This window comes from Kitasatospora sp. NPDC058032 (assembly GCF_042885845.1).
In the GTDB taxonomy this organism is placed as follows: domain Bacteria; phylum Actinomycetota; class Actinomycetes; order Streptomycetales; family Streptomycetaceae; genus Kitasatospora.
Genome location: NZ_JBHVRK010000058.1, coordinates 1 through 4,769, shown reverse-complemented (window position 1 = coordinate 4,769; position 4,769 = coordinate 1). Strand labels below are relative to the sequence as shown.

The window sequence follows — 4,769 nt, the reverse complement described above, 5'->3', positions numbered from 1 at the left end:
CGGCGGGGGCGAACATGACGTCGCGCAGGGGGTGTTCGAGGTGGGGCGTGAAGTGGTCGCAGACGTCGTCGAGGGCGGCGGCGAACGCGGGGAAGGTGTCGTACAGTTCGCGGCCCATGCCATTGCGCTGCGATCCCTGCCCGGTGAACAGGAACGCCGTCTTCCCGCCACCGGTGGTGGTGCTGACGGTCGTGGTGCCGTCGGCGATGGCGCGCAGCCCGGTGAGGAGTTCGTCCTGGGTGGTGCCGGTGGTGGCGGCGCGGTGGTCGAAGTGGGTGCGGGTGGTGGCCAGGGCGTGGGCGATACGCGTGATGCCCTGGTCGGGGTGGCTGGTCACGTGCTCGGCCAGGCGGGCGGCCTGGTCGCGCACGGCCTGCTCGGTCTTCCCCGACAGCACCCACGGAACGACCGGCAGAGCAGGAGACGGCTCGGCCGCCGTTTCAACCAATACGGGTGCTTGTTCGAGGATGATGTGGGCGTTGGTGCCGCTGATGCCGAAGGAGGAGACGCCGGCCCGGCGCGGGCGGTCGCTTTCGGGCCACGGGGTGGCCTCGGTCAGCAGGGAGACGGCCCCGGCCTCCCAGTCGACGTGGTGGGTGGGGGTGTCGACGTGGAGCGTCTTGGGCAGCAGGCCGTGCTGCATCGCCTGGACCATCTTGATGACACCGCCGACACCGGCCGCGGCCTGGGCGTGTCCGATGTTCGACTTGAAGGAGCCGAGCCACAGCGGCTGGTCGGCGGGCCGGTCCTTGCCGTAGGTGGCGAGCAGGGCCTGCGCCTCGATCGGGTCCCCGAGCCTGGTGCCCGTGCCGTGCGCCTCGACGGCGTCCACCTCGCCCGGCTTGAGGCCGGCACCGGCCAGCGCCTGGCGGATGACCCGCTGCTGCGCGGGCCCGTTCGGGGCACTGAGCTGGCTGCTCTTGCCGTCCTGGTTGACGGCGGTGCCACGGATGACGGCCAGCACGCGGTGGCCCATGGCCTGGGCGTCGGACAGGCGCTCCAGGAGGAGCATGCCGGCGCCCTCGGCCCAGGCGGTGCCGTCCGCCGAGTCGGCGAAGGACTTGCAGCGGCTGTCCGGGGACAGGCCGCGTTGGCGGCTGAACTCCAGGAACATGCCCGGGGTGGCCATCACCGCGGCGCCGCCGGCGAGGGCCATGGTGCACTCGCCGTTGCGCAGGGCCTGGGCCGCCAGGTGCATGGCCACCAGTGAGGACGAGCACGCGGTGTCGACCGTGACCGCGGGGCCCTCGAACCCGAAGCTGTAGGCGATGCGCCCGGAGGCGACGCTGATGGTGTTGCCGGTCAGCAGGTAGCCTTCGACGCCTTCCGGGCCCTGGTGGGTGATGGAGGCGTACTCGTGCCCCGACACACCGGCGAACACGCCGGTCGTGCTGCCGCGCAGTTCGGCCGGGTCGATGCCGGCGTCCTCCAGCGCCTCCCAGGTCGTCTCCAGGAGGAGACGCTGCTGGGGATCGAGGGCCAGCGCCTCGCGCGGGCTGATTCCGAAGAAGCCGGCGTCGAAGCCGTCCGCCTCGTAGAGGAAGCCGCCCTCGCGGGCGTACGTCCGGCCGAGCGTTTCAGGGTCGGGGTCGTACAGGTTCTCCACGTCCCAGCCGCGGTTGGCCGGGAACGGGCCGACCGCGTCGACGCCGTCGGCGACCAGCTGCCACAGTCCCTCGGGCGAGCTCACGCCGCCCGGGAACCGGCAGCCGATGCCGACGATCGCGATCGGCTCGTTCCTGCCGGACTCCGACTCGGCCAGACGCTGGCGCGTCTGGTGCAGCTCGGCGGTGACCCGCTTCAGATAGTCGCGGAGCTTGTCCTCATTCACCATGAAACGCCAATCCCTGCGAAGTAGCCGGCATCAATTGCGATCACCACGTCAAGAAATCCCGAGTTCTTTGTCGATGAAGTCGAAGATCTCGTCGTCGGTAGCGGAGTCGAGCTTTTCCGCGGTGTCCGTGCTGTCGTCCAGTTCGCCCAGCTTGAGCAGGACTTCCTTCAGCCGGGCGGCCAGTCCGGTGCGCGCGTCGGGTACGAGAGCCGCGAGGTCGGATTCGATCCGGTCGAGCTCCGCCATGACCGGCAGGTCGACGGACGACGACTCCTCGGGGACGACCTCGGTCCGCAGGTGTGCGGCGAGCGCGGCCGGCGTCGGGTAGTCGAAGAGGACTGTGGCGGGCAGGCGCAGTCCGGAGCCGGAGTTGAGGTTGTTGCGGAGTTCGACGGCGGTCAGCGAGTCGATGCCCATTTCCAGGAATCCCCGATCGGCGTCGATCGTTCCCGGCGAGTTGTGCCCGAGGACGGCGGCGACCTGCGTACGGACGTGCTCCAGCAGCAGGACCGCCTGCTCTTCCTCGCTGCGACCCGCGAGAGCCTTGGCGAGGGCGTTGGTGACGACCGCGGTGCCCGCGCGGGCCGTGCGGCGGGCGGAGCCGCGCACCAGGCGGCGCAGCACTGCGGGCAGGCCGTCGCCGTCGTCCCGCGTGACGAGGCCAGCCGTGTTGATCTTGGCCGCGACCATGAACGCGTCGTCCAGGGACAGGGCGAGGTCGAAGAGCCGCAGGCCCTGCTCGCTCGGCATCGGCACCAGGCCGGTGCGGGCCAGGCGGGCCTGACCGGTGGCGTCGAGGGCGCTGCCCATGCCGGCCTCGGTGTCCCACAGGCCCCAGGCGACGGAGGTGGCGGGGAGTCCGTTGGTGTGGCGGTGCTGGGCGAGCGCGTCCAGGTAGGTGTTGGCGGCAGCGTACGTGGCCTGGCCCGCGCTGCCGATGACGCCCGCGATGGAGGAGAAGAGGACGAACGCCGAGAGGTCGGTGTCCAGGGTGAGCTCGTGGAGGTGCCAGGCCGCGTCGGCCTTGGGCCGGAGGACTGCGCTGAGCTGGTCCGGGGTCAGCGAGGTGATGGTGGCGTCGTCGAGGATGCCGGCGGTGTGGATGACGGCGGTCAGGGGGTGCTCGCCGGGAACGGCGGCGAGGAGGACGGCGAGCGCGTCGCGGTCGGCGGTGTCGCAGGCGGTGATGGTCACCTGGGCACCGAGTGCGGTGAGTTCGTCGGCGAGTTCGGTGGCGCCGGGCGCCTGGGGACCGCGGCGGCTGGTGAGCAGCAGGTGTTGCGCGCCGTACTCGGTGACGAGGTGGCGGGCGACGAGAGCACCGAGGGCGCCGGTGCCGCCCGTGATGAGGATCGTGCCGTCCGGGTCGGGGAGGCGGGTGGTGCCGGCGGCCTCGCCCCGGTCCGGGAGGACCGCCTCGGCGAGCCGGGGGGCATACAACTGACCGTCACGTACGGCCAGGTGAGGCTCGCTCACGGAGAAGGCGGCCAGGGCGTCGGGCAGTGCCCGGTAGGAGTCGGGCTTGTCGTCCACGTCGATCAGGACGATCCGGCCGGGCTGCTCCGACTGGGCGGAGCGGATCAGGCCGCAGACGGGAGCCGTCGCGAGATCGACGGCGTCGCCGTCCCGGGCGGTCACGGCTCCTCCGGTGAGCACGACGAGCCGGGCCGAAGCCAGCCGGTCGTCGGACAGGAACTCCTGAACGGTACGGAGCACGTCCTGCCCCACCGCGTGGACCCGCGCCGGATCGGTGCTGTCGGTGCGCGCCACTGCGGTCACGACCAGTTCGGCAACGTCCGCGCCCTCTGCGAGGGCGGCCGAGAGGGCAGCCGGACCGTCGTACACCCGGACCGCCACCCCGGACGCGACGAGCGCGGCGGTGGCCTCGGAGTCCTCGGCACCCAGGACGGCCCACGGGACGGTCGGGGCCGCGTCCTCACCCGCCGGGCTCGGCACCTCGGTCCACTCCAGCCGGTACAGCGAGTCGCGCCGGCCGGAACGCGCCGCGGCCGCGAGTTGCTCGGCCGAGACCGGACGCATGGTCAGCGAGTCGATCGTCGCCACCGGCATGCCGGTGGCATCGGCGATCTCCAGCGTCACCGCGTCCTGGGTCGACCGCGTCAGCTTGACGCGCAGCCGCGTCGCCCCGAAGGAGTGCAGGGCCACGCCGTTCCACGAGAACGGCAGCCGGACGCCGTGCTCCTCGAACCACAGCATCAGCGGGTGCAGCGCGGCGTCCAGCAGCGCCGGGTGGATGCCGTACGTGGCCGCGTCGGAGTGGACCTCGTCGGGGAGGGCGATCTCCGCGTAGATCGTGTCGCCCTGCCGCCAGGCCGCCCTGAAGCTCTGGAACGCCGAGCCGTAGTGGTAGCCGCGGGCGGTGAAGCGGTCGTAGAACTCTGCGAGATCGACCGGCAGCGCTCCGGCCGGAGGCCATGCCGTGAGCTCCCTCGGCGCGCGCCCCGACCGGTCGGCGGAGAGGTGGCCGCTGGCGTGGTGCGTCCACTCGGCACCCTCGGCCGCCGCATTCTCCGGGCGGGAGTGCACATCGAACGATCGCAGGCCTTCCGCGTCCGCCGCGCTGATCACCACGCGCAGCTGACGGGCCTCCTGATCCGGTACCGCGAGGAAGGAGTGATGCGTCAACTCCTCGATCCGGTCGCAGCCGACCTGCTCGGCGGCGTGCAGCAGCAGGTCGATGAAGGCGGTGCCGGGGAGGACGACCGTGTCGTGCACGGCGTGCTCCGCCAGCCACGAGGGCGAGTTCTGCGTCAGGCGGCCGGTGAAGAGTTGTGTGCCTTCGGGGAGTTCGATGGTGGCGGTGAGGATGGGGTGGTGGCTGGGGGTGATGCCGGCGGTGGTGACGTCGGTGGCGGGAGCGTGGTGCAGCCAGTAGCTCTGGTGTTGGAAGGGGTAGGTGGGCAGGTCGGTGTGG

The 4,769-nt window shown here is 71.8% G+C and carries 2 protein-coding genes; both read right to left on the bottom strand.

Annotated elements, in window-relative coordinates; genetic code table 11:
• Positions 1 to 1,834, bottom strand: a 1,834-nt coding sequence (locus tag ACFVUH_RS37150; protein WP_387918051.1) for a type I polyketide synthase, incomplete at its 3' end; no start/stop codon positions are given.
• 48 nt (positions 1,835 to 1,882) lie between these two features.
• On the bottom strand, positions 1,883 to 4,769 hold a 2,887-nt coding region (locus tag ACFVUH_RS37145; RefSeq protein ID WP_387918050.1), incomplete at its 5' end, for an SDR family NAD(P)-dependent oxidoreductase.